Source organism: uncultured Sphingomonas sp. (genome assembly GCF_902806265.1).
GTDB lineage: Bacteria > Pseudomonadota > Alphaproteobacteria > Sphingomonadales > Sphingomonadaceae > Sphingomicrobium.
In genome coordinates, this window is record NZ_CADCVZ010000010.1 from 36,389 (window position 1) to 58,630 (window position 22,242).

Annotated in this window: 24 protein-coding genes, 1 tRNA gene and 1 pseudogene; 15 read left to right on the forward strand and 11 right to left on the reverse strand. The window is 67.7% G+C overall.

The features are described from left to right. Nucleotides 1-86: 86 nt before the first annotated feature. Nucleotides 87-2,441, reverse strand: a complete 2,355-nt coding sequence (gene clpA, locus QZX62_RS02825) for an ATP-dependent Clp protease ATP-binding subunit ClpA (RefSeq protein ID WP_294171978.1) — start codon at nucleotides 2,439-2,441, stop codon at nucleotides 87-89. Between the two features lie 105 nt (nucleotides 2,442-2,546). Beyond that, entirely contained in the window at nucleotides 2,547-2,744 is a 198-nt protein-coding gene (locus QZX62_RS02830) for a DUF1192 domain-containing protein (protein ID WP_294171981.1), read from the reverse strand. A gap of 47 nt (nucleotides 2,745-2,791) precedes the next feature. On the opposite strand from QZX62_RS02830, the gene QZX62_RS02835 reads away from it, so the two are divergent. Next, nucleotides 2,792-3,790 (forward strand): NAD(P)H-quinone oxidoreductase, encoded by a 999-nt coding sequence (locus QZX62_RS02835; RefSeq protein WP_294171983.1) that lies wholly within the window; start codon nucleotides 2,792-2,794, stop codon nucleotides 3,788-3,790. On the opposite strand, the gene QZX62_RS02840 is transcribed toward QZX62_RS02835, so the two are convergent. Beyond that, a complete protein-coding gene (locus QZX62_RS02840) occupies nucleotides 3,791-4,216 on the reverse strand; it encodes an RES family NAD+ phosphorylase (protein WP_294171984.1) in 426 nt (141 codons plus the stop codon). Beyond that, a complete protein-coding gene (locus QZX62_RS02845; RefSeq protein WP_294171986.1) occupies nucleotides 4,217-4,624 on the reverse strand; it encodes an antitoxin Xre/MbcA/ParS toxin-binding domain-containing protein in 408 nt (135 codons plus the stop codon). It abuts the gene before it with no gap. 139 nt (nucleotides 4,625-4,763) lie between these two features. On the opposite strand from QZX62_RS02845, the gene QZX62_RS02850 reads away from it, so the two are divergent. The 6 genes from QZX62_RS02850 (at nucleotide 4,764) to queA (ending at nucleotide 8,897) form a co-directional block, all read left to right on the forward strand. Beyond that, the gene (locus tag QZX62_RS02850; RefSeq protein WP_294171988.1) at nucleotides 4,764-5,456 is read left to right on the forward strand and encodes a DUF1013 domain-containing protein; all 693 of its coding nucleotides are present in this window, start codon (nucleotides 4,764-4,766) and stop codon (nucleotides 5,454-5,456) included. A gap of 32 nt (nucleotides 5,457-5,488) precedes the next feature. Continuing rightward, a complete protein-coding gene (locus tag QZX62_RS02855) occupies nucleotides 5,489-5,734 on the forward strand; it encodes an exodeoxyribonuclease VII small subunit (protein ID WP_294171990.1) in 246 nt (81 codons plus the stop codon). Then, nucleotides 5,721-6,638, forward strand: a complete 918-nt coding sequence (locus QZX62_RS02860; protein ID WP_294171991.1) for a polyprenyl synthetase family protein — start codon at nucleotides 5,721-5,723, stop codon at nucleotides 6,636-6,638. The genes QZX62_RS02855 and QZX62_RS02860 overlap by 14 nt, the downstream gene beginning before the upstream one ends. After that, nucleotides 6,635-7,120 carry a pantetheine-phosphate adenylyltransferase gene (gene coaD, locus QZX62_RS02865; RefSeq protein ID WP_294171992.1) on the forward strand — a complete coding sequence of 162 codons (486 nt, stop codon included), beginning with the start codon at nucleotides 6,635-6,637 and terminating at the stop codon, nucleotides 7,118-7,120. Before QZX62_RS02860 ends, coaD begins: the two co-directional genes overlap by 4 nt. A gap of 11 nt (nucleotides 7,121-7,131) precedes the next feature. Further along, nucleotides 7,132-7,773 carry a peptidylprolyl isomerase gene (locus tag QZX62_RS02870; RefSeq protein ID WP_294171993.1) on the forward strand — a complete coding sequence of 214 codons (642 nt, stop codon included), beginning with the start codon at nucleotides 7,132-7,134 and terminating at the stop codon, nucleotides 7,771-7,773. A 92-nt stretch (nucleotides 7,774-7,865) separates the two neighbouring features. Continuing rightward, nucleotides 7,866-8,897, forward strand: coding sequence for a tRNA preQ1(34) S-adenosylmethionine ribosyltransferase-isomerase QueA (queA, locus tag QZX62_RS02875; protein ID WP_294171994.1), 1,032 nt, complete (start codon nucleotides 7,866-7,868; stop codon nucleotides 8,895-8,897). On the opposite strand, the gene QZX62_RS02880 is transcribed toward queA, so the two are convergent. Then, nucleotides 8,887-10,122 (reverse strand): glycosyltransferase, encoded by a 1,236-nt coding sequence (locus QZX62_RS02880; protein WP_294171995.1) that lies wholly within the window; start codon nucleotides 10,120-10,122, stop codon nucleotides 8,887-8,889. The genes queA and QZX62_RS02880 overlap by 11 nt on opposite strands. 7 nt (nucleotides 10,123-10,129) lie before the next feature. Next, entirely contained in the window at nucleotides 10,130-10,885 is a 756-nt protein-coding gene (locus QZX62_RS02885) for a fatty acid desaturase (RefSeq protein ID WP_294171997.1), read from the reverse strand. 110 nt (nucleotides 10,886-10,995) lie between these two features. On the opposite strand from QZX62_RS02885, the gene QZX62_RS02890 reads away from it, so the two are divergent. Then, on the forward strand, nucleotides 10,996-11,847 hold the full coding sequence (locus tag QZX62_RS02890; protein WP_294171998.1) for a bacteriorhodopsin: 852 nt from the start codon (nucleotides 10,996-10,998) through the stop codon (nucleotides 11,845-11,847). After that, the gene (locus tag QZX62_RS02895; RefSeq protein WP_294171999.1) at nucleotides 11,844-12,734 is read left to right on the forward strand and encodes a Brp/Blh family beta-carotene 15,15'-dioxygenase; all 891 of its coding nucleotides are present in this window, start codon (nucleotides 11,844-11,846) and stop codon (nucleotides 12,732-12,734) included. The genes QZX62_RS02890 and QZX62_RS02895 overlap by 4 nt, the downstream gene beginning before the upstream one ends. On the opposite strand, the gene QZX62_RS02900 is transcribed toward QZX62_RS02895, so the two are convergent. After that, complete coding sequence (locus tag QZX62_RS02900; protein ID WP_294172000.1) at nucleotides 12,632-14,479, reverse strand: SGNH/GDSL hydrolase family protein; 1,848 nt, start codon at nucleotides 14,477-14,479, stop codon at nucleotides 12,632-12,634. The two genes, QZX62_RS02895 and QZX62_RS02900, sit on opposite strands and share 103 nt — an antisense overlap. 128 nt (nucleotides 14,480-14,607) lie before the next feature. Beyond that, a complete protein-coding gene (locus QZX62_RS02905; protein ID WP_294172001.1) occupies nucleotides 14,608-15,363 on the reverse strand; it encodes a TSUP family transporter in 756 nt (251 codons plus the stop codon). A gap of 48 nt (nucleotides 15,364-15,411) precedes the next feature. Between QZX62_RS02905 and tgt the strand changes: the two genes are divergently transcribed. The 3 genes and pseudogenes from tgt to QZX62_RS02920 all read left to right on the forward strand — a co-directional run bounded on the left by tgt (nucleotide 15,412) and on the right by QZX62_RS02920 (nucleotide 17,452). Then, nucleotides 15,412-16,542, forward strand: coding sequence for a tRNA guanosine(34) transglycosylase Tgt (gene tgt / locus QZX62_RS02910; RefSeq protein WP_294172003.1), 1,131 nt, complete (start codon nucleotides 15,412-15,414; stop codon nucleotides 16,540-16,542). A gap of 58 nt (nucleotides 16,543-16,600) precedes the next feature. Further along, nucleotides 16,601-16,837: pseudogene (locus QZX62_RS02915) on the forward strand (DUF2171 domain-containing protein); the annotation flags it as partial. After that, complete coding sequence (locus QZX62_RS02920; RefSeq protein ID WP_294172015.1) at nucleotides 16,823-17,452, forward strand: PRC-barrel domain-containing protein; 630 nt, start codon at nucleotides 16,823-16,825, stop codon at nucleotides 17,450-17,452. The pseudogene QZX62_RS02915 and the gene QZX62_RS02920, both read left to right, overlap by 15 nt. 59 nt (nucleotides 17,453-17,511) lie before the next feature. Here QZX62_RS02920 and QZX62_RS02925 read toward each other — a convergent pair whose 3' ends face one another. Beyond that, nucleotides 17,512-18,885 (reverse strand): DEAD/DEAH box helicase, encoded by a 1,374-nt coding sequence (locus QZX62_RS02925; RefSeq protein WP_294172006.1) that lies wholly within the window; start codon nucleotides 18,883-18,885, stop codon nucleotides 17,512-17,514. A gap of 89 nt (nucleotides 18,886-18,974) precedes the next feature. Continuing rightward, nucleotides 18,975-19,403, reverse strand: a complete 429-nt coding sequence (locus QZX62_RS02930; RefSeq protein ID WP_294172007.1) for a hypothetical protein — start codon at nucleotides 19,401-19,403, stop codon at nucleotides 18,975-18,977. A gap of 180 nt (nucleotides 19,404-19,583) precedes the next feature. On the opposite strand from QZX62_RS02930, the gene QZX62_RS02935 reads away from it, so the two are divergent. Continuing rightward, nucleotides 19,584-20,381, forward strand: a complete 798-nt coding sequence (locus QZX62_RS02935) for a SapC family protein (RefSeq protein WP_294172009.1) — start codon at nucleotides 19,584-19,586, stop codon at nucleotides 20,379-20,381. A 7-nt stretch (nucleotides 20,382-20,388) separates the two neighbouring features. Here QZX62_RS02935 and QZX62_RS02940 read toward each other — a convergent pair whose 3' ends face one another. After that, nucleotides 20,389-21,234: an N-formylglutamate amidohydrolase gene (locus tag QZX62_RS02940; RefSeq protein ID WP_294172010.1), complete on the reverse strand. Its 846-nt coding sequence runs from the start codon at nucleotides 21,232-21,234 to the stop codon at nucleotides 20,389-20,391. 102 nt (nucleotides 21,235-21,336) lie between these two features. On the opposite strand from QZX62_RS02940, the gene cpdR reads away from it, so the two are divergent. Next, entirely contained in the window at nucleotides 21,337-21,714 is a 378-nt protein-coding gene (cpdR, locus tag QZX62_RS02945) for a cell cycle two-component system response regulator CpdR (RefSeq protein WP_294172012.1), read from the forward strand. Nucleotides 21,715-21,771: 57 nt separating this feature from the next. Further along, a tRNA-Val gene (locus QZX62_RS02950) sits at nucleotides 21,772-21,846 on the forward strand. Nucleotides 21,847-22,242: the final 396 nt, after the last annotated feature.

The following is a 22,242-nucleotide window of genomic DNA, read 5'->3' on the forward strand; positions in this document are numbered from 1 at the left end:
GCAGCTCCCACGGGAAGTCGTGGCGAGCGTGATCTCCGCTGACGCTCGCCACTACTCCATAGCCCGGCGAGGCTCGCGCGGCGGCCCTACTCGGCCGCCGGCGGCTGCTCGGGCTGCTCCGGCTGCTCGTTCGCGCCCGCAGCCTTGCGGCCCTTACCCTTGGGCTTCACGGCTTTAGGCGGCGCCGGCGCGATCTCGAACACGGGCGTGTTCTCCTTGATCCGCACCTTGACCTCGCCGCCGTTGACCAGCTTGCCGAACAACAGCTCCTCGGCCAGCGGCTGCTTGATCTTCTCCTGCACCAGCCGGCCCATCGGACGCGCGCCATAGAGCTTGTCGTAGCCGCGAACGGTCAGCCACTCGCGGGCTTCTTCGTCGAGGTCGATGTGGACGTTGCGATCAGCCAGTTGCATTTCCAGCTGGAGGATGAACTTGTCCACGACCCGCGAAACCACCGCCGGCGGCAGGTAGCCGAACGGCACCACCGCATCGAGGCGGTTGCGGAACTCGGGGGTGAACATCTTCTTGATCGCGTCTTCCTGCACGTCCTCGCGGCTCATGGCGCCAAAGCCGATGCTCTCCCGCGCCATGTCGGACGCGCCGGCGTTGGTGGTCATGATGAGTATGGTGTTGCGGAAATCGACCGTCTTGCCGTGGTGATCGGTCAGCTTGCCGTTGTCCATCACCTGCAGGAGGATGTTGAACAGGTCCGGATGCGCCTTCTCGATCTCGTCGAGCAGGAGCACCGAATGCGGCTGCTGATCGACCGCGTCGGTCAGGAGGCCGCCTTGGTCGTAGCCGACATAGCCCGGAGGCGCGCCGATCAGCCGGCTGACCGAGTGGCGTTCCATATATTCGGACATGTCGAACCGCTGCAGAGGGATGCCCATGATGGAGGCGAGCTGGCGCGCGACCTCCGTCTTGCCTACGCCGGTCGGGCCCGAGAACAAGTAGTTGCCGATGGGCTTGTCGGGATCGCGCAGGCCCGCCCGGCTGAGCTTGATCGCCGAGGCAAGCTTCTCGATCGCCATCTCCTGACCGAAAACGACGCGCTTGAGATCGGACTCAAGGTTTTCGAGCACGCGCTTGTCGTCGGTCGACACGCTCTTGGGCGGAATGCGGGCCATGGTCGCGACCACGGCCTCGACCTCCTTGGTGGTGATGACCTTCTTGCGCTTGCCCGGCGGCACCAGCATCTGCATCGCGCCGACCTCGTCGATCACGTCGATCGCCTTGTCGGGCAGCTTGCGGTCATGGATGTAGCGGGCGGAAAGCTCCACCGCCGACTTGATGCTGTCGGGGGTGTAGCGGACCCCATGGTGCTGCTCGAAGGACGAGCGCAGGCCACTGATGATCTTGATCGTGTCCTCAACCGTCGGCTCATTGACGTCGATCTTCTGGAAGCGCCGGAGCAGCGCCCGGTCCTTCTCGAAATGGTTGCGGAACTCCTTGTAGGTGGTCGAGCCGATGCAGCGGATCGAACCGCCGGACAGCGCGGGCTTCAGCAGGTTCGACGCGTCCATCGCCCCGCCACTGGTCGCGCCGGCGCCGATCACCGTATGAATCTCGTCGATGAACAAGATGGCATCGGGAAGCTTTTCAAGCTCGGACACCACGCTCTTCAGCCGCTCCTCGAAATCGCCGCGGTAGCGGGTCCCGGCCAGCAGCGCGCCCATGTCGAGCGCGTAGATGACTGCGGGCCTGAGCACCTCGGGCACGTCGCCCTCGATGATCTTGCGGGCGAGCCCTTCGGCGATGGCGGTCTTGCCGACGCCCGGATCGCCCACGTAGAGCGGGTTGTTCTTGGACCGGCGGCAGAGGATCTGCACCGTGCGGTCGACCTCGGCCATGCGCCCGATCAGCGGGTCGACCTTGCCGTTCTTGGCCTTTTCGTTGAGGTCGACGCAGAATTGCTTGAGCGCCGATTCCTTCTTGTCGGCCCCCTTCTGCTGCTCCGGCTGCTCGGCGCCCGGAGCGGCGGCCTGCGGGGTCTCCGCGGTCTCGCCCTTGCCGACGCCGTGGCTGATGTAGGTCACCGCATCGAGGCGGCTCATGTCCTGCTGTTGCAGGAAGTAGACGGCGTAGCTCTCGCGCTCGGAGAAGAGCGCAACCAGCACGTTGGCGCCGGTGACCTCGTCGCGGCCCGAGGACTGGACGTGGAGGATGGCCCGCTGAACCACGCGCTGGAACCCGCTGGTCGGCGTCGGGTCGGTCCCGCTGTCGGCGACCAACGCGCCGAGCTCGCCGTCGAGATACTGCTTGACCGTGGCCTTGAGCTCGTCGCGGTTGACGCCGCAGGCGGTCATGACCTTGGACGCATGCCCGTCGTCGATCAGCGCCATCAGCAGGTGCTCAAGGGTCGCATATTCGTGGCGCCGCCGGCTCGCCTCGCCGAGAGCGTTGTGAAGGGTTTGTTCAAGTTCGCGGGCGAAACTCGGCATTACTGGCTCCTCAGCCGAAAGGCGGTAGGCCCTCCGGACTTATGGCATATGTCGTAAGAGGTTGAAGCCCGCGCAAGGGCTGCGAAGAAGGCTCCGGCCCGGACCTTAGCGCTTGAACAGCGCATCGGCCACGGACCGGTGCCTGGCGGCTTCGGCCATGTGGGTGCGGGTGCGCTCGATCTCCGCGCCAAGCGCTTCGATGCGGGCATCCAGCTCGTCCTGCGACAACGGGCCAAGGTCCTGCTTGGCGAGCAGCGCCAGCGGGTCGTCGGGTTTGGACGGGAACAGCTCGTCGAAGTCCATGGGCGGCAGCGTTGACCGGGGGCGGGGCGCTGTCAATAACACGCGGCATGAGCGGAGACATACCAGCGACGATGGTGGCGGTGGAGGCACAGCAGCCCGGCGGACCCGAGGTGCTGCTGCCGGTCGGGCGGCCGGTGCCTCGGCCAGGTGCGCGCGAGGTGCTGGTGCGGGTGGCCGCGGCGGGAGTTAACCGGCCGGACGTGCTGCAACGGCGAGGGGCCTATCCGCCGCCGCCCGGTGCACCCGACGTCCCGGGGCTGGAGATCGCGGGCGAGGTCGTGGCCGCAGGCGAGGGAGCGACCCACCTCGTCGGCCAACCGGTCTGTGCCCTGGTTGCCGGCGGCGGCTATGCCGAATATTGCGTCGCTCCGGCCGGAACCTGCCTGCCGGTGCCGCCCGGACTCACATTGCGAGAGGCCGCGGCCCTGCCTGAAACCCTGTTCACCGTATGGATCAACATGTTCGAGCGCGGCGGGGCGGCCGAGGGCGACTGGGTGCTGGTGCACGGCGGGACCAGCGGGATCGGCACCACCGCCGTCGCGCTCGGGCGGCTGTTCGGGCTCAAGATTATCGTAACCTGCGGCACGGCAGAGAAGTGCGAGCGCGCCCGGGAGATCGGCGCGGCGGCGGCGATCAACTACCGGGCGAGCGATTTCGAGGTCGAAGTGGAGCAGCTGACCACCGGTCGCGGAGTTGCTGTGGTGCTGGACATGGTCGGCGGGGACTATCTGCCGCGCAACCTGCGCTGCCTGGCCGAGGGCGGGCGGCACGTGTCCATCGCCACGCAAGGCGGCGCCAAGGCGGAACTCAACATCATGGAGGTGATGCGCCGCCGCCTGATCCTCACGGGGTCGACGCTGCGGCCGCGGCCTACCGAGTTCAAGACCGCCGTCGCCGAAGAGCTCCGCCGAACCGTCTGGCCCTTCGTCGAGAGCGGCCAGCTTCGCCCGGTAATGGATCGCACCTTCGCGCTGGCTGAAGCGTCCGCCGCCCACGCCCGGATGGAAGCGGGGGAGCATGTCGGCAAGATCGTGCTGGTGCCATGATCAGCCGAACAGGCGCGGGTCCCAGCCATAGCGCGCATTGCGGATGAGCCGGATGCCCGCGGCATCGGCATGCGCAGGATTAATCAGGATGTTGTAGGCTTCCGGAGCGACCGCCGCCGGAACCTGCGCCACTGCAGTTTCTCCGGCGCGGAGCCAAGCGTCTCCCCAGGCCCGGCTTTCAGCAATAGCAGGCAGCGCTCCGGCGAAGCTGCGCGTTTCGAGCTGATCGGGAGCTTGGATCTGCAACAGCTGATAAGGTGGCGGAAGCTCGGCTAGTTCGAACTGCACAAGCACCTCAAGCAGGGCGAGGGAGCTATGTTCCGCCGTGTAGATAACGTGGATGCCACCGCTGTTCCACCGGCCCGGATACAGGTAGCCACCATAGCCATCCAGCTCCAGATGCTCGGAGATGCGCCATAGATGCACTCAGGCGAGCATCCCGTGCGCCGCTCGATGGAAGAAGTTCTCGACTTCATCGGAGCCGACGCTGGTTCGAATGAGGTCTAGCGGAGCTGCGCCGCCAAAGGCCCGCTTGGGTGCGGAAAGCCAATCCACGGCCTTCTGCCGGTCGCCGAACGTATGGCTTGCAAGGTCCAGAACGCGCACCAACCGGGCGAGCCGGTCGCTTTCCTCAACCGTCAGGCGCTCCCCGTCCCGCAGCCGGCGTTCCAGCGTTCGCCTGGGTGCGATCACTCGAGTCAGGTGGTGCAAGCCAACCGTGCCATCGGACATTAGGGCCCGGAGCATCTTCACGGGGAGCCCCTGCTCGACCGCTTGGCGGCGGCGCATTTCGTCCGTGCGAGGAAGATCGTCGACCTGGAGCTGCGTTGCCATTTGGCAAACATAGCACCGCCAATTGCCAAGTTCCAGAGCAACGTGCAGCCTTGCCCTGCGCGGCACTCGGGCGTAAGCGCTCGGCCATACCGGCCGCTCCGCGAGGGGCGGCCCTTTTCATGTCTGGAGATCTTGCCGCATGGCCCAGCCGCTCATGCCCCACGCGACCGCTGCCTGGCTGGTCGACAACACGTCCCTCAGTTTCGAGCAGATTGCCGAGTTCTGCGGTCTCCACCTCCTGGAAGTGCAGGCGATCGCCGACGACACCGCAGCGACCAAGCTGACCGGCCGCGATCCGATCCGCTCGGGCGAGCTCACCCATGAGGAGATCGAGCGCGGCCAAGCTGACGAGAACTACCGGCTCCGCATGCACAAGGAGCCGGACGCGGTCACCCGCACCAAGGGACCGCGCTACACGCCGGTCAGCAAGCGGCAGGACAAGCCGGACGGCATCGCCTGGATCATCCGCAACCACCCGGAGGTCACCGACGGCGCCATCGGCAAGCTGATCGGGACGACCCGCACGACCATCGCCGCGATCCGCGACCGCAGCCACTGGAACATGGCCAACATCCAGCCCAAGGACCCGGTGACGCTGGGCCTCACCAGCCAGCGCGAACTCGACGCGGCGGTGGCCAAGGCGCAAAAGGCCGCCGGCATGGAAGCGCGCACCGATACGCGGCTGGAGGGCGACCGGGCGGCGCTGATCGAGCAGCTCCGGACCGAGCGCGAGCAGCATGTGCGCGATGCCGAGATCGCGGCCGACGAGGCGGAGCATGGCCGCCCCGACGAGATCGTCCCCGGCATCCGCGACCCGTTCAAGCGCGCTTGATTCAAGCGGGCGCTTCGGCCACCCCAAACGACATGGACCGGCCCTCCGAACCTGGCGAGTTGAGCTTCGAGGCGGCGCTGGCGCGGCTGGAGGAGATCGTCCGGCTGCTGGAGCGGGGCGAGGCGCCGCTCGACCAGTCGATCGACCTCTACCAGGAAGGCGATCGGCTGAAGCGGCTGTGCGAGGAACGGCTGCGCTCGGCGCAGGTGCGGATCGACGCGATCGCGCTGGGGCCCGACGGACAATTGCTCGGAACCGTGCCCTTTGACGGTAGCTGACGCGACGCCCCGCTCCAGCGTGGACCTGCTGGCCGAGGCCCGGGCGGTCTCGGACGGCGTGGACCGGCTGTTCGAACGGCTGCTCGCCAGCCGCTGCGACGGCCGCGACCGGCTGTGCGAGGCGATGCGCCACGCGGCGATCGGCGGCGGCAAGCGGCTGCGGCCGCTGCTCACGGTGGCGGCATCCCGCCTGTTCGCGATCTACGAGGAGCGGGCGCTGCGGGCGGGAACGGCCGTGGAGGCGATCCACGTGTATAGCCTGATCCACGACGACCTCCCCTGCATGGATGACGACGACCTGCGCCGCGGCAAGCCCACGGTGCACAAGGCGTTCGGCGAAGCGGCGGCGGTGCTGGCCGGGGACTGCTTCCATGCACTCGCCTTTGAGATGCTGGCGGACTCGGAGACGCACGAGGACCCGTTCGTCCGCTCGGAGCTGGTGCTGGAGCTGGCCAAGGCGTCGGGCATGGATGGCATGGCGGGCGGGCAGATGATGGATTTGGCCGCCGAAGAGGAACAGCTAGACCTCCCCGCGATCACCAGGCTGCAGCAGCTCAAGACGGGTGCGCTGATCGAGTTTGCGGTAGAGGCAGCAGTGATCATGGCGAAGCTGCCGCCCGAAGGGAGGACGCCCTACCGCGGCTACGCCCGCAACGTCGGTTTGGCCTTTCAGATCGCCGACGACCTCATCGACCATGGCGGTGACGAGGCGGCGGCGGGCAAGCGGGTCGGCAAGGACGCGGCGGCGGGCAAGGCGACCTTCGTGTCGCTGCTCGGCGAGGAGCGCGCGCGGGCGCAGGCCGGGCTGCTTGTTGAGCAGGCGGTCGAGCACCTCCACGACCATGGCGAGGAGGCGGATCTCCTCCGCGCGATCGCCCGCTACGCGGTGGAGCGCGACCGGTGACGACACGCATCGGCGTTTACCCGGGCAGCTTCGATCCGCTCACCCTGGGGCACCTGGACATCGTGCGGCGAGGAGCGCGCTTCGTCGACCGGCTGGTGATCGGGGTCACCTCCAATCCGTCCAAGGAGCCGATGTTCACCGTCGCCGAGCGGCTGGAGATGGTGCGGCGCGAGACCGCGGACCTGGGCAACGTCAGCGTGGTGGAGTTCGACTCCCTCCTGATGGACTTCGCCGAGCGCGAAGGGGCGACGCTGATCCTGCGCGGGCTGCGCGCGGTCGCCGACTTCGAGTATGAGTATCAGATGGCCGGCATGAACCAGCAGCTGAACGACCGAATCGAGACTGTCTTCCTGATGGCCGACGTCTCGCTGCAGCCGATTGCGTCAAGGCTGGTGAAAGAAATCGCCCGCTACGGGGGCGCCATCGACAAGTTCGTCACGCCAGCCGTCGCGGCCGACGTCGCCGCGAAGCTGGTTCGCTAGAGGGATTTCGCATGTTCACAGCTGCCTTTCTGAGCCTGGCGCTCGCCGTCGCGCAGCGGGCGCCGGCCGCCTCGACCGCTCTGCCCATCAACGCTCCCGCCGACGTCGTCGCCGATCCCGGCAACCAATGGACGCTGGAGCTGTCCAACGGCGGCCGGGTCGTGGTGCAGCTGCGCCCGGATGCCGCGCCGCAGACGGTGCAGCGGATCAAGACGCTCACCAGCAGCGGCTTCTATAATGGGCTGGCCTTCCACCGGGTGATCCCCGGCTTCATGGCACAGGGCGGCGATCCCAAGAACGACGGCACGGGCGGCTCTCCGCTGCCCGACCTCAAGGCCGAGTTCACCACGCTGCCGCACCTCCGCGGCACCGTTTCTGCGGCGCGCGCGGAGAGCCCGGACAGCGCCAATAGCCAGTTCTACATCATGTTCGCGCCGCGCGCTTCGCTCGATAACAAATACACGGTATTCGGCCGGGTCATCCAGGGCATGACCTTCGTCGACCAGATCGCGCAGGGCGAGCCGCCGGCGCAGCCGACGCGGATCGTGCGGGCCTCGCTCGGCTCGTCGAACCAGCCTGCACCCGAGGCGCAAGCGCCCGAGCCGGTGGCGCCGCCCACCGAGACTCAGCAGCCTCCTAAGCCGACGAACTAAGCATCCGTCATTGCGAGCACAGCGAAGCGATCCCGCTCACTTCAAGGTACTGGATTGCTTAGTCGCTATGCTCCTCGCAATGACGAGAGACGATGCGCGTTGACCTGTTCGACTTCGAGCTGCCGCCCGAGTTGATCGCCCTGCGTCCGGCGCGGCCGCGGGACAGCGCGCGGTTGCTCAGGGTCAAGGGCGGCGGGCTGTCCGATCACTGCATGCTCGACCTGCCGCGGCTCCTGCAGCCGGGCGATGTGCTGGTGTTCAACGATACTCGCGTGATCCCCGCCCAGCTGGAAGGCCGCCGGGGCGAAGCGAGCATCGGCGCGACCCTGCACAAGCGCGAGGGGTTGCGGCGGTGGTGGGCGTTCGTGCGCAACGCGCGGCGGGTGCGGGCCGGTGACCGGCTGGAGTTCGGCGGCGGGGTCGAGGCGCTGGCGGCCGATAAGGGCGCGGATGGCTCCGTGCTGCTGGAGTTCGCGGGCGAGGAGCCGGTGGAACTGCTGCTGGAGCGCGCGGGAACGATGCCGCTGCCGCCCTACATCGCCTCCAGGCGCGCCGCCGACGCGGAGGACGCCGCCGACTACCAGACCATGTTCGCGCGCGAGGAGGGTGCGGTGGCCGCCCCCACCGCCGCGCTGCACTTCACCGACCGGCTGATCGCCGCCCTGGACCAGGCGGGCATCGGGCGGGAAACGCTGACCCTGCATGTCGGCGCGGGCACCTTCCTGCCGGTCAAGGCGGAGGACACGGCCGAGCATCGGATGCACGCCGAGTGGGGCCGGATCGACGCCGCAGCGGCCGAGCGTCTCAACGCCGCGCGACGGGCGGGACGGCGGCTGATCGCAGTCGGCACCACGTCGCTCCGGCTGCTGGAAAGCGCCGCCAACGAGGACGGCACCGTGCGTCCGTTCGAGGGCGACACCGACATCTTCATCACGCCGGGCTACCGCTTCCGCGCCGTGGGCGGTCTCTTGACCAACTTCCACCTGCCCAGGAGCACGCTGTTCATGCTGGTCAGCGCGCTGATGGGCCTCAACACCATGCAACGCGCCTATGCTCATGCGATCGCGGAAGGCTACCGCTTCTACAGCTACGGGGACGGCAGCCTGCTGCTGCCTAATAGTTGAGCGTCGCTTCCACTATGTCCGCGGCACGGGTGCGGCCGCCGGCGGCGGCGATTTCCCCCGCGAGCGTCCGAGCGCGGCGGCGGTAGCCTTCGTCGGCGACCAGGCGGCCGATCTGCTCGGGCAGCCGGCGCAGGTCTATACGCTCGCCTAGCCGATGGTGCACGATCCGCGCAGCGTTGCCCTTTTGGTCGAAGGCGACCGGACGCACCAGCAGCGGCACGCCGCACGCCAGCGCGTCAAGCACGGTGTTGGAGCCGCCGTGAGTGACGCACAGCGCGGCCCGCTTCAATACCGCACGGTAAGGGACGAAATCGGTGACGAAGGTTGCGCCGATCCCGGCCGCTTCAGCCTCGTCCAGCTTGCCGCCGTGCGCTACCAGCAGGTCGGCACCTGCGTCGCGGCAGGCGCCAGCGATTGCTCGGAACAGCCCAACGCGCCCGCCCTGAAGCGTTCCGAAGCTGGCGAACACCAGCGGCCGCTCGGGCGCGAAGGCGAACGGCAGCACCTCGTCGCCGCGCTCCTCCTCGGGGTGGCGCAACGGTCCGACACCCACGAACGGCACCGGCTCGGGGCGCGGAAAGTCATAGCCGCAGACGAGCTGCGCGATCTGCTCCATCGGACTGAGGCAATCCTCCATGCTGCGGCAAGGCGGATCGATACCGAGGCGCCGCGCGCAAGCTTCGATCACCCGATTCTGGCGTCGGCTGAGCAAGCCGCCGATCCGCACCGCCACCCGCGCCCGGCGGACCCCACGCGGGCTCGGGTCGAATGGCCAGTCGAGAAAAGGCAGGGGCACGCCCGGCCCGCTGTTGATCGGCAGGGCCGTGGCCAGGCTGACCAACGGCAGCCCAAGCCCCAGCGCCAGCAGTCCGCCCGCGGGCTCCAGCTGATCGGCGATCACCGCGTTGCAGCCGATGCGCCTCAGCAGCTCGGGGGCGCCCGCGCACAGCTGGGCGGTCATGGCCGCGCTCTCCGCGATGGTGCGCAGCGTGCCGAACAGTCCGGCGGGCCGGGTGGCGTTGGCGAGCACCCGTCCGACCGCCGGATCGCCGCTGCGTCCGGCCACGGTTTCGCACCCGAGCACCGCCGACTTCACCATGGCCTCGGCCTCGGCGTTCAGCACAAAGGTCGCACGATGGCCACGCCGCACCAGCTCCTCGCCGAGCACGCTCAGCGAGTGGATATGGCTCGCGAAGGGCGGGCAGATCAGCGCGAAATGAGCCATGGCCCGCTCAGGGCTGTAGCTGCGCTTGGCGCCTTTGTCGCTCCGCCGGCAGCCGCCACCAGGGCGTCCCAGGGCTCAGATGGTGCTCGCGGTGGTAGCCGAAATGAAAGCAGGTCAGCAGCGAGGCGAGCCAGCCGTATTCGTTGCTGCGCGCGCGATGCTCGTCCGCGAACGGCGCTTCCTCGTGCCGGTGCGGGAGGAAGGTGCCGAACAGGAACAGCTGCACGGAGGACAAGAGGGACGGCACCGCCCAGAACAGCAGCAGGTTGGCGAGCGGCGCGCCCAGCAGGAGGATGTAGCTCCATACCAGGGCGGTCAGCAGCAGGAACTCGCGCAGCCCGAAATAGCGCCGCATGAACTGCCCGTACCAGGGCCAGAAGCGGGTCGGATGATCTTCGGAGAAGTCGGGGTCGTGCCCGGTGCCGACATGGCGGTGATGGTCGAAATGCTTGGGGGCGAGCCGGTCCATCCAGAACCCCGCGTAGAGCAGCAGCGCCAGTCGACCGACCGACCGGTTCACGGCGGGGCGCCCGGGCGCCAGGCTGCCGTGCATCGCGTCGTGGGCAACGATGAAGAGGCCGACGCTGAGCCAAGTCAGCGCCGCCACCAGCAGCGGCGCCGCCAGCAGGCCAATGCTCCGGAGAGGGTGAAAGAACACCGAATAGACGTGCAGCCCGAGCCAGACTACCATGATCAGCCCGGCGAGGCCAAGCCCGATCACCGTCTGCCGGCGCTTCTGGGCGGCGATGAGCATGGTGGTCATTTAGTGCCGTTCCCACCGGCTTACCAGTCCGGCGCCGGCAAGCGAACCATTGGAACCCTAGGACTTGCTGGCCATTTCACGTGCGGGGCGGCTCAGCAGGGGTGATGCGCATGACTCGCAACCAGTGGCTTGGCTTCGGTGCGGCGGCGTTCGTCGTCGGCTTTGTGGCAATCCTCGCCATGCGCCGCCCGGACGAGGGCGGAGGCGGCGCCACCGCGGACCAGTCGGACCAGCCTGAGATCGCGGTGAAGACCCGCGAGGAGGAGAACGACAAGCTCATCCACAGCCTGGTCGTGCTGACCGCGGGCACGGCCTACCTGCTGATGGCCAGCGGCGGCGGGCGCAAGCCGAAAGAAGGCGGGCGCGAGCTGTTCTGGATGCGCTACGTCGACTGGTCGATCACCACGCCCCTGCTGCTCACCAGCCTCGGGCTGACCGCGCTGGGCACCCCGTTCCGCCGTTGGGGCCTGCTCCTCGGTACGCTGTTCACCGACCTGTACATGATCGCCACCGGCTATCTGGCGGACGAAGCACCCAAGGACAGCTCGATGAAGTGGAGCTGGTACGGCGTCAGCACCGGAGCGTTCGTCGGCCTTTATTACCTGCTCTGGGGTCCGCTGCGGGAGGAATCGGAGAAGACCGGCGAGGAAGCCGCCGACGTCTACCGCCGCAACCTCACTTTCCTTAGCATCGTCTGGGCCGGCTACCCGGTCAACTTCCTGATCGGCCCCGAGGCGCTGGAGCTGATCGACGACGACACCAGCACCGGCATCTACACCGGCCTGGATATCGCCGCGAAAATCCTGTTCGGCCTCTACTCGCTCAGCAACACGCAGGAAAAGGCCGCCCGCGCGCTCGCCGACGGACGCGTTCCCGAGCATGAGCTTCGGCCGGCCCCGGCCGCGCACCACGAGGTCTGGGAACCGGGCTCGAGCGAAGAGCGGAGGGGCCGCGGCGGGTGAGCCTCGCCGCGCAGCTGCCGCTGCTGGGCCTGGCGGTGTTCGTCGGCGGAACCCCCCACGGGGCACTGGACCATCGGGTCGCGCGGGGGCTGCTGGAGCCCGTGCTGGGCCGCGGCTGGCTCGGCGCGTTCCTGCTGCTCTACCTGACGGCGGCTGGCGCGATGCTGCTGTGGTGGCTGGCCGCGCCCGGCCCCGCGCTCGCCGCTTTCCTGATCCTTGCCACGGTCCACTTCGGCAGCCACGATTCGCCCAGCGGGGCACCTGTCGCGGTCCTCGCCCGAGGCGCGATTCCGCCAATCGCCGCCGCGGCGGCTCACCGGGAAGAGTTGACCACGATCTTCGGCTGGCTCGCTGGGGAGCAAGGCGCCGCCTTGGTGCCATGGCTGGCCGGGCCGGGGCTGATCGTCTGGCTGTGCGCAGCGGTGGTAACGCTCGCGATCGAGCGGGAGGCAATCGGTCGCCTGGAGCTGATCGGCGTCACTGCGCTGTTCCTGTTCCTGCCGCCACTGCTTGCCTTCGCTGCCTACTTTGCGCTGCTGCACTCGCCGCGGGCGTTGCGGTCTTCATTGCTGCCGGGCGAGACGGTCCCGCAGCTGCTGAAAGCCGCGCTCCCCTTCAGTGTCGCGGCTGTGGCTCTGGCCGCGCTCGGCTACGGCTTGCTGCGCCAGGAACTCGCGGCGGACGCGGCGTTCGTGCGGACCGTGTTCTGGTGGCTGGCCGCGCTGACCGTTCCGCACATGGGCCTGCACCTGCTGAATGCGCGCCGAGCCGCTCAGGCGGCGCCTCAAACGACGAAGAAGTCCGCCGCCGTCAAGTTGAGGTCACTGCCGGCCACCGTCGCGAACAGCAGCTGCGCCGCTCCGCCGGCGCCGTCCGGGTCGAAGTAGAGCCTGCGGGCCACGGGATCGAAGATGATCCGGTCGTCCGCGTCCACCGCGACGATTCCAGTGCGGAAGGCGCCGGCGCCAAGCGCTCCGGTCGGCAGTCCGGCGAAGACCGCATTCTCCAGCCGGATACTTTCCTCGGCTGCCGAGAAGTCGCCGATCCGATCGACATTGCCGCTGCCGAGTGCGGTGGTGAACGCGAACACGTCCGCGCCTGCCTTGCCGTGCAGCGAGTCGCTACCGCCTTTGCCGTCGATGATGTTGCTTGCCGCGTTGCCGATGATGGTTTGTGCGAGTTCGTTGCCGGTGAGGTTGAGCGCTGCCGTGCCTCTGCTGTTGGTGGTCGACAGCACCTCAATCGCGGAGCCTTTCGCCAACTGGTAGCTGACGGTGGTGTAGACGCGGTCGGTCCCGCCGCCGGCCCCTTCGACCACCAGCGTGGAGCTGCTCCTCACTGTATAGCTGTCGTTCTGAACCGCCGCATTGTCGGCCTGGAGGAGGTAGGCGCCCGTTAGGACCCCAACTCCGCGCAACTCAACGGTGTAGTTGCCTGCGACCGTTGTCGTGAACTGGAGAAACGCGTCGAGGCCCAGCCCGCCGTCATCGTTCGACGCGACCACCGTCCCGTCCGGGCCGATGATCCGCAGCTCGGGGTCGGCCAGCGTCCCCGAGGCATTGGCCGTGAGCTTGCCCGAACCGAGGCCGAGCATCTCGAAGGTGAAGGTCGAGTTGGCGGCCAGCGAGAAGGTCAATCGGTCCACCTCTCCCTTGGCTGCGATGGACCCCCGCAGCCCTACGTCCGACTGCGCCATCCGGACCGCTTCGCCCGAGGATCCGCCGTTGACCGCATCGATCAGGTAGGCGGCGGCATGGGCATGCAGCTGCGCGGTTGGGTGCAGCTGGTCCATGAAGACCAGACTGCTCCGGTTGGCCGGGTAGATGGCCGAGGCGGGGTAGATCCGCTCCAGATTGTCGAAGATGAAGTCGCCCATTTCGGTGAAGCTGGCGTAGATGATCTCCGCCTCCGGCCGGAGCGTTCGCAGATCCTCGATCTCCGCCCGGATCAACTCGTCCAGCATGCGGGCATATTCGGTTGCGACTGCGCGGCGCTGGGCTTCATCGAAGAGGCCGTTGTAATAGGGTTGCAGCCCCACGTCGGGCACGCCGGTGATCAGGATGTGGTCGACGCCGATGTCGATGGCCTGGCGGATCTCCTCGATGAACTCCGCCGCGTCCCGCTCCATGCTGGCCCGAACGGACTCGAGATCGCGCCAGGGGCCGGTAGCGGGGACGTAGTCGTGCACATCGTTCGCGCCGAAGGTAAACAGGTGAAGCGCATCGCCGTCGGCATCGCCGTCCACCGCGTCACGGAAGGCGTCCGTCTGGTCGTCCATGTCCGGCACCGCCTCGCCGCCCTGCCGGATCTGGGCGCCGCCGTAAGCGAAGTTCAGATTGTTGCCGTTCGGATCGGAGAAGAAGCCGAACGAGATGCCGAGCAGGGGATCGTCATAGCCGAATGGGAACACCGGTTTGGTCGGCACGCCGATGAACTTGTTGCTGATCAGGTCGGCGTAGGTGAAGCCGTCGGTGAACCGTCCCTTGTAGTAGCCCCTACCGGTCGACGGCGCGCCGTCCGGCAGCGAGGTGAACGGAAAGAAGTCGTAGACCTCGGCCAGGTCAAGGGCGTTGCCGGCGTCGACCAGGCTATCGCCGAATACGTACACTCCCGAGAAGTTGCGCAGGCCCATGCTATTGGCTCCCCTTTTTGCGCGCAGCAGGCGAGTTGGTCCGCTGGGCGCGCGATCGACCGTGCCGCACAAAGCTGAGCCGATGAGCGAGTCGCTTCAACCCCTTAGTTGGTTAACGCAGCTCAGCTTTAGCCGGCGAAATAGCCCCACAGCAGCCGTGCGGTCATCGCCAGGCTGATCGTCACCAGCAACGGGCGGATCAGCCGCGCACCGAATTTCATCGCGGTGTGGCTGCCCAGCCAGCCGCCCAGCATCGCGCCCGCCGCCATGCACAAGCCGAGCAGCCACAGCACCTTGCCGCCCAGTGCGAACAGCAGCACCGCGGCGATGTTGCTGGTCCAGTTGAACAGCTTGGTGAGCGCGGTCGCCTTGGTCAGGCCGTAGCCGCGCAGGCCGACCAGGCTGGCGGTGAAAAAAGTGCCGGTGCCCGGACCGAAGAAGCCGTCGTAGAAGCCGATGCCCCCGCCGATCGGCGCATAGCCGGTGCTGCTCACGCGGTGGTGGGCGTCCTCGTCGGTCATGCGCGGGCTTACCAGGACGTAGAGGGCGACGGCGGCCAGCAGCACTGGGATGATGAGCCCGAGCAGCCGCGGGTTGATGCTCTGGATGATCCAGCAACCGGTGGCCGAGCCGAGAAAGACCACGGCCACGGTCGGTAGGTTGCGCCGCCATTCGATCAGCCCGGACAGGGCGTAGTTGCCCATCGCCACCAGCGTCCCGAACATCGACTGCAGCTTGTTGGTCCCCAGCGCCTGCAAGGGCGGTACACCGCAGAACAGCAACGCCGGCATCACGAGCAGCCCGCCACCGCCCGCGATCGCATCGATGAAGCCTGCGAGCAGCGAGACCGCGGTGAGCACGGGGTAGACCCAGGGTTCGATCATTGGGAGCGCTGTAGCGATGGGGGCCGTGCCCCGCTAGGAGCGCGGCCGATGACGCGTTTCGACTTCACCATCACCGCTACCGACGGCGCCGGGCGCGCCGGCATGATCCGCATGAGCCGCGGGGAGATCCGCACGCCGGCGTTCATGCCGGTAGGCACGGCCGCCACCGTCAAGGCGGTCAAGCCCGCCGACGTGCGCGCGGCGGGTGCCGACATCATCCTGGGCAACACCTATCATCTCATGCTCCGCCCCGGTGCCGAGCGGGTGGCGCGGCTCGGCGGCCTGCACCGCTTCATGGGGTGGGAGCGGCCGATCCTGACCGACAGCGGCGGCTACCAGGTGATGAGCCTGTCGGACCTCACGAAGGTCACGGAGAAGGGAGTATCGTTCAAGAGCCACCTTGACGGCTCGCGGCACATGCTCTCGCCGGAACGATCAATCGAGGTGCAGCGGCTGCTCGGCTCCGACATCGTCATGCAGTTCGACCAGCTGGTGCCCACCACCGCCACCCGCGAGCAGCAGCAGGCGGCGATGGAACGCTCGGTGCGCTGGGCCCGCCGCTCCCGCGTGGAGTTCGACCGCGGCGGCGAGCACGCCGAGCAGGCTGCGCTGTTCGGCATCCAACAGGGCGCGCTCGACGAAGAACTGCGCCAGCAGTCCGCCGACGCGCTCATCAATATCGGGTTCGACGGCTATGCGGTGGGCGGGCTGGCGGTGGGCGAGGGGCAGGAGGCGATGCTCGGCTGCCTCGATTTCGCGCCCGGCCAGCTGCCGGCGGACAAGCCACGCTACCTGATGGGTGTGGGCAAGCCGGACGACCTAGTCGAGGCGGTGCGCCGCGGCATCGACATGTTCGACTGCGTCTTGCCCACCCGCAGCGGCCGCACCGGACAAGCCTTCACCGCCGACGGTCCGCTCAACCTGCGCAACGCCCGCTTCGCGGAGGAGGGGGAGCCGCTGGAGCCCGGCTGTCCCTGTCCGACCTGCGCCACCTGGTCGCGCGCTTACGTCCACCACCTCGTCCGCTCCGGCGAGATCCTGGGCGCCATGCTGATGACCGAGCATAATCTGTGGTTCTACCAGCGCGTGATGGCGGACCTCCGCCGCGCGGTCGGCGAGCGCAGACTCGACGACCATGCCCGCGCGTTTCTCGACCGGTACCGCGAGCGCTGCGCTTAGCCGCGCATCCATTGCTGAACCGAGTCGTTAAAGCGCCATCCAAATCAAGGAGGCGACCATGGCGCGCATCAGCGGCATCGAAGAACATATGGAAGTGATAGGCGCCGACGGCGTTCACGTCGGCACCGTCGACAAGGTCGAGGGCGACCGCATCAAGCTGACCAAGAAGGACAGCGGGCAGGGCAGTCACCAAGGTCATCACCATTACCTCTCGACCGGCCTGGTGGCCGACGTGGAAGGCGGCAAGGTGCGGTTGTCAGCGACTGCGGCCAACGCGTTGATGTTCCAGGAAGAGGATCAAGGCACGTCCGCCCTCGTTACCGGCGGTGCAAACGCACGGAGCGGCAGCACCGGCGCCGATACGCGCACCAGCAGCACCTCCTACCAGGCGCAGAACAGCAGCCCCAGAAACTCCAACTCCCGAAGGGATACCAAGGGGCGCTCGGGTCCGAACTGGGCCGGCATCGCGCTCGGGACGGCGGCTGCCGCGGCGACTGCGGGCGCGGCCATTTACGCCCGCCGGCAGAAGTCGGACAAGGCCGACGCCAAGAAGTTCGAGCTGCGGCTGCAGACCGACGAGACCGCCCGTCTGATCTCGTCCGCCAAGGTCGAGGGCACGCCGGTACTCGGTCGCGACGGGCAGCATCTCGGCAAGATCGACAGCTTCATGGTCGACAAATACACCGGCCGGGTCGCTTATGCCGTGCTGTCGTTCGGCGGAACGCTGGGCATCGGCGGGAACCTGTTCCCGCTGCCCTGGTCGGCCCTCGACTACGACGTCGAGCATGACGGCTACCGGCTGAACCTGACGAGCGACCAGCTCGAAAGCGCGCCCAAGTTCAAGCGCGATGACACGCCGGAGTTCACCACCCAGTACCGGCGTACGGTGGCGCTGTTCTACGCCCGATAGCCCTCGCGAAAGTCGGCAAACCTCCCCGTCGGCGCGGCCGGCGGGGGGTTTGACGGAAGCTAGCTGAGCGACACCGACAGGAAGTCAGGCAGCGGGCCGTTCCAGCCGCCTTCTTCCGCGGGTTCCGGCTCGCGCGGGCGGCGGGGCGAAGGCTCGGCCCGTTCGGCAGTGGGTTCCGGCTCGCGCTGGCGGCGGGGTGGCGGCTCCGTCCGTTCGAGGCGAGGTTCCGGCTGGGCTGCGGCCGGTGGAGACTTGCGCTCCCGCCGTTCGCGCCGCGGCCGTTCCGCCGGCGCCGCTTCCTCCGCTGCGGGCTCCGTGGCTGCCTGCACGACCCGCGGAATCTTGAGGCCCGTGAGTTTCTCGATCTGCGCGACGGCCTCCGCGTCCTCCTTGGTGGCAAGGGTGATCGCGATGCCTTGAGCGCCCGCGCGGCCGGTCCGGCCGATGCGGTGGATGTAGTCGTCCGGCTGCCAGGGCACGTCGAAGTTGATGACGTGTGACACGCCTTTCACGTCCAGGCCGCGGGCCGCGACGTCGGAGGCGACCAGGATGTTGATCTCGTCGCGCTTGAACCGGTCGAACTCGGCAATGCGCGCTGGCTGCTCCATGTCGCCATGGATCTGCCCGACCGCGAAGCCCGAGCGCTTGAGGCTGGTATAGAGCTCGCGCACCGTGGTCTTGCGGTTGCAGAAGATGATCGCGTTCTTGAACTCCTCGTGGCGGAGGAGGTCGCGCAGGACGTCGCGCTTCTTGTCGCCGCGGGTGACCACCAGCCGCTGCTCGATGTTGACGTTGGCGGTGGCGGGCCGCGCGACCTCGATCGTCTTGGGCTCGCTCAGGAACTTGGCCGCGAGCTTCTGGATCGGCGGCGGCATGGTGGCGCTGAACAGCAGGGTCTGGCGCTGCTTGGGCAAGCGCGAGGCGATCTCCTCGATGTCCGGGATGAAGCCCATGTCGAGCATCCGGTCCGCTTCGTCGATCACCAGGAGGTTGCAGTCATTGAGCATGATCTTGCCGCGGCTGAACAAGTCCATCAGCCGGCCGGGCGTGGCGATCAGCACGTCCACCCCCTTCTCCAAGGCCTTGACCTGATCGCCCATCTGCACGCCGCCGATCAGCAGGGCCATGGAAAGCTTGTGGTACTTGCCGTACTTCTCGAAGTTCTCGGCGACCTGGGCGGCGAGCTCGCGCGTCGGCTCCAGGATCAACGACCGCGGCATGCGCGCGCGGCTGCGGCCGTGGCCCAAGATATCGATCATCGGCAGCACAAAGGCGGCGGTCTTGCCGGTGCCCGTCTGGGCGATGCCGACCAGGTCGCGGTTCATCAGCACGGACGGGATCGCGCCGCGCTGGATCGGCGTCGGCTCGGTGTAGCCGCTCTCGTCGATGGCGCGCAGCAGTTCTTCGGATAAGCCGAGGTCGGCGAAGCTCATGCGGGGTCTTTGAAAGTGGCAGCTGCCAATAGCGGCGCCGCCGGCCCCCGCCCACTGCGGGAGGGCACCGGGAAAGTCAAGGAATGTGGCTACTTGACCGGTCTCGGCACCACGGTCCGAAAGCGCTCGATCTGACAGGATCCGCCCATGCGGTTCCGGATCTCGTCACGGCGCGCGCAGATCCGGTCGTCGGCGGGCTGCAGATAGAAGCCGCCGTAGAAGTCGAGCGTCGGGCACTCGCTGTCCATCTTGGCGCGGATGCGGCGCCGGTCGCGCATCAAGAAATCGATGCTGCGATCCTCCGCCAACGCGGCCGCGGCGACTGCGCCGCTCCTGATGCACTTGGGCCCGCGCTTCTCTACCCACCGCACCGGCCAGGCCATGCGCGACCGAACCACGGGCACGCGCATCACGAGTTCGTCGCGGATGATCACCCGGCTGACGGTCGCGGTCGCCGGAGGCTGGCCGCCAAACAGCGCCAGCAGCTGCGACAGGATCGATAAGCCATAAAGGTTCAAGCGGATGGGCCTCGGTTGCTCCGCCCGGCCTCCATCAGCACCATTGAACCCCCCATGAACTCCGCCCCGGCCTTGCCAGATGGTGAGCGCCGGCATAGTAGCGCGCCCGGACAAAAACTGGCCCGAAGCCGACGGTGGCTCCATGAGCATCATGGCGCCGCACCCCAGGAGATCAAGAGTATGGCGACCGCCGCGCCGAATGCCCTGCCGTTTCTTTACAACCAGCTGGAGCCGCTAAACAGCAACCAGCACGGCGGTTTCCGGGTGCGCGGACTGACCAGCCTGCCCGGGCTCGCCACCGCCCACGCCATTCCGCTGACTATTGACGAGTTCGCGATGGCGCAGCGCTACTACCCGATAATTTTCTCGGTCGGGCAGGATCCGGTGCCGCTCGCGCTGATGGGCCTCAACGAAGGGGTCAACACATTCGTGAACGAGACCGGCGAGCCGCTCGACCGGGCGGTCTACATGCCCGCCTATCTCCGCCGTTACCCGTTCATGCTGGCCAAGCTGCGGCCGGACAGCGACGAGCTATCCTTGTGCTTCGATCCGACTGCCGGCGCGGTCGGCGACTTCGCGGATGGCGAGCCCTTGTTCGAAGGGGAGGGGCCGAGCGAGGCCACCAACGCGGTGCTGCAATTCTGCGAGCAGTTCGAGACTGCGGGGCAGCGCACCCAGCTGTTCATGGCTGAGCTCCAGCGGTCGGGGCTGCTGATGGACGGCGAGGTGGCAATTCAACCCGAAGGCGCGACCCAGCCCTTCGTCTACCGGGGGTTCCAGATGGTGGACGAAGAGAAGCTGCGCGAGATGCGCGGGGACGAGCTGCGCAAGATGAACCAGAACGGCATGCTGGCGCTGGTTTTCGCCCACCTGTTCAGCCTGGGGCAAATCCGCGACGTGTTCGCTCGGCAGGTCCAGCAGGGCAAAGGTCCGGCCGGAAGCTTCACGGGCGCGCCGCCGTTTCCGGTTCAGGCCTGACGACGCCCTATTCTGCTGCGGCGGGCAGCTCCTGCCGCGCGGTCAACGCGTCGGCCACGGTAACCACCAGCGTCTCCAGCAGCCTGGCGACCCCGTCGAACCCCGGACCGCTCTTGCGGCAGCTGCCGTCGAGGTAGAGGCTGCGATCCAGTTCGAGCTGGATCGCGTGAACACCGGCCGGGGGATCGCCTAGGCTTTCGACGATCCAGCCGCCCGCATAAGGGTCGTTGAACGCGGCGGTGAACCCTTCGCGCTCCACCGTGCGCCGGACCAGGTCACCGAGCCAGGCCGCAGCGCTGCGCCCGTAGCGATCGCCCACCACGATCTGCGGCTGGCGCGGTCCCCGGCTCGGCATCGAATGGCAGTCGAGCAGCAGCACCTCGCCATGCCGCCGCTGCAGCTGCTGCAGGCGGTCGCGCAGCGCCAGGTGGTAAGGCCGCCACCCGCCTTCGATACGCCGCTCCATCTCGCCGGACCCGAGCTTGTTTCGCCATAGGTCGCCGTCGCGTGGGGTGCGGGTAGGTACGATGCCCAGCCCACCCCGGGCGCGGGGGCCGGGATCGCTGCCCGGAACACCGCCAGCCATCGCCGGGTCGATCTCCTGCAGCGAGCGGTTGCAGTCCACGGCCGCGCGCGGCGCGCGGGCAATCACTGCGCCGCACCCTTGCGCTAGCGCGCGCCACACCAGCCGGTCGACCAGCGGATCCTCCAGGTGCTCGAGGGCACCCTTGCCGCGCCGCGCTGCCCGCAGGAGCCAGTCCGGGTAGTCGGTCCCGCTATGGGGGACCGACAGCAGAACGGGCAAACTGCCGGTGCCTGGAAGCACGGTCGGGGCGGAAAGGGGGCTAGTCACCTCCTACCCTCTTAGGGTTGGGGGCGTGCCGCCACAACTGCCCCGCGAGATAGGACGAGTTGCGCTGGAAAATATTAATCGTTGGGCGCATACAACGGCGTCATGTACCGGATTCTGCTCGCCGAAGATGACCATTCCATGCGCGAGTATCTGGCTCGCGCCCTGACCCGCGTCGGCTACGAGGTGAGCGCGGTGGGGTGCGGGACGGAAGCGGTGCCCTTGCTGGAGCGAGGGCGGTTCGACCTCCTCCTGACCGACATCGTGATGCCCGAGATGGACGGGATCGAGCTGGCGCAGAAGGCCTCGCACATCGACCCGGCGATCCGCGTCATGTTCATCACCGGCTTCGCCGCGGTCGCCCTGCAGAGCGGACGAACGGCGCCGGAAGCGAAGCTGCTGAGTAAGCCGTTCCACCTCAAGGACCTGGTGGCGGAGGTCGATCGCATCTTCCAGACCGAGGACGCGCACGGCCGGCTCTGACGACCGCCCGATTCGGGTTGCGCAAGCCCCAAGGCGCGGGTAGATGCCCGCCGCAGTGGGCGTGTAGCTCAGTGGTAGAGCACTGTGTTGACATCGCAGGGGTCGCAAGTTCAATCCTTGCCACGCCCACCATTTTTCACTTTGAAAAACAGAGGCTCGCAGAGCTGCTGGCCCATGGCGCGGAATCCCCGGTCCGGTGCAACTCCGTTGAAAAGTCAGTTGGCCTAACTCAGGCCGCGCCTCCGGATAGCGGAACAATACCCTCCTCCAGGTCTATCGCAACGTATACCAGCGTCCGCTTTGCGCCCATTCCAGACGTTGGCAGGCGCAACGTGCGCGCCCGTGAGCGGACGTTCATTCATCCGCCGGGGCGTTGGTCGCGGCCGTGCGCAGCCTTCTCGCAAGGTGAGCCTTCAGCTGGCGCATCGGCAGAGACTGCTTGGCATCATCCTGGCTGTTGCCAAGGCGGCTGCGGAAAGGAAGGATCAACCCTGACCGAGCCGGGAGACGAAGATGCCGTTGATTGCG